General features: G+C 35.7%; 1 protein-coding gene. It reads right to left on the minus strand.

Annotated elements, in window-relative coordinates; all coding sequences use genetic code 11:
* Window positions 1-31: 31 nt before the first annotated feature.
* Window positions 32-1,380 (minus strand): IS3 family transposase gene (locus tag N8M16_RS10030; protein ID WP_115262385.1). Its coding sequence is split into 2 segments (ribosomal slippage): window positions 32-930 and window positions 930-1,380, totalling 1,350 coding nucleotides; the frame shifts between segments, so codons are not numbered across the junction.
* Window positions 1,381-1,435: the final 55 nt, after the last annotated feature.

The raw sequence follows: 1,435 nt of genomic DNA on the forward strand, positions 1-1,435 counted from the left end.
TGTACTGACCCCAAAAAGTTAGACAATTAATTTAAGCAAAGGATTTAGTTCTGTATTGTACAGGGCTAAGTCCTTTTAGTTTTACCTTAATTCGTTTGTTGTTGTAGTAATCAATATAGTCTACAATAGCTTGTTCCAAGTGTTCAAGTGACTGAAACGTATTCTCATAACCATAAAACATTTCAGACTTAAGAATGCCAAAGAAAGATTCCATCATACCGTTATCTGGACTATTTCCCTTACGTGACATAGATGGTTGGATTCCCTTATTCTTTAAAAAATGATGATAGAAATCGTGTTGGTATTGCCATCCTTGGTCACTATGGAGAATTGTATTTTCGTAATGGTTCTCTGTAAAGGCTTGTTCTAGCATAGCTTTCATTTGTACTAAGTTCGGCGAAGTAGAAAGATTGTAGGAGATAATTTCTCTGTTAAAGCCATCTAAAACTGGTGATAAATAAAGCTTTTGGCTGCTTGCTGGAATGGCAAATTCTGTCACATCTGTGTAGCACTTTTGCATTGGTTTGGTTGCTTCAAATTGACGTTGAATAAGATTATCTGCTTTCTTGCCAACCTCTCCTTGGTATGAAGAATACTTCCGTTTACGGCGAATTCGAGCCGTTAAACCAAGTACTTTCATCAGACGCTGCACCTTCTTATGGTTCACTACGAAGCCACGATTTCGTAATTCTAGAGTCATGCGACGATAGCCGTAATTTCCTTTATGCTCAGTATAAATTGACTGAATTTCAGCTTTAATATCATAATCTTTATCGCTTTGATCCAGCTGTTTTAAGTGGTAATAATAAGTTGAACGGGCAAGTTTAATAATCTTTAGAAGGATATCTAAAGAAAACTCTGTTACCAGTCCTTGAACAATTTCCGTTTTTCTTCTTGCTCCTTTTCGTCTCTCAATCGGAGTTCTCTCAACTTTTTTAGAATGGCATTCTCCGCTCTCAAGTACTCATTTTCTGCTTGAAGACGTTCTAATTCTGTCATATCTTCAAATCTCTTCTTTGGCTTACGTCCCATTTTAGGTGGTCTCCCTCTTGTTTTCTCAACAATAGTATACCCGTTTTTCTTATATTGTGCCAGCCAATTCGAAAGTAATCCACTACTTAGAAGAGCATAATCCAGAGACGCCCTAATTTGTGAATGCCCCTCAAGAAGAACTTTATCAATGATCTCTTGTTTTAGTTCAGGAGAATAGTAACAATTCTTTCCTTTTTTGACGAACTCTATTCCGTAACGATCAATCAATTTAATCATGTACCTAAGATTAGAATTGTTTATCCCAAATTTATTTGAAAGCTTCTCTAAGCTATATCCTTGTTTTCTAAGTTCATAGATCTGAACTTTATCATCATAACTCAATTTCATAATAAAACACCCCAAAAGTTAGATTTTTTCTGTCTAACTTTTGGGGTGCAGTACA

This window comes from Streptococcus mitis, assembly GCF_946188375.1.
GTDB classification, from domain to species: Bacteria; Bacillota; Bacilli; order Lactobacillales; family Streptococcaceae; genus Streptococcus; species Streptococcus mitis_CX.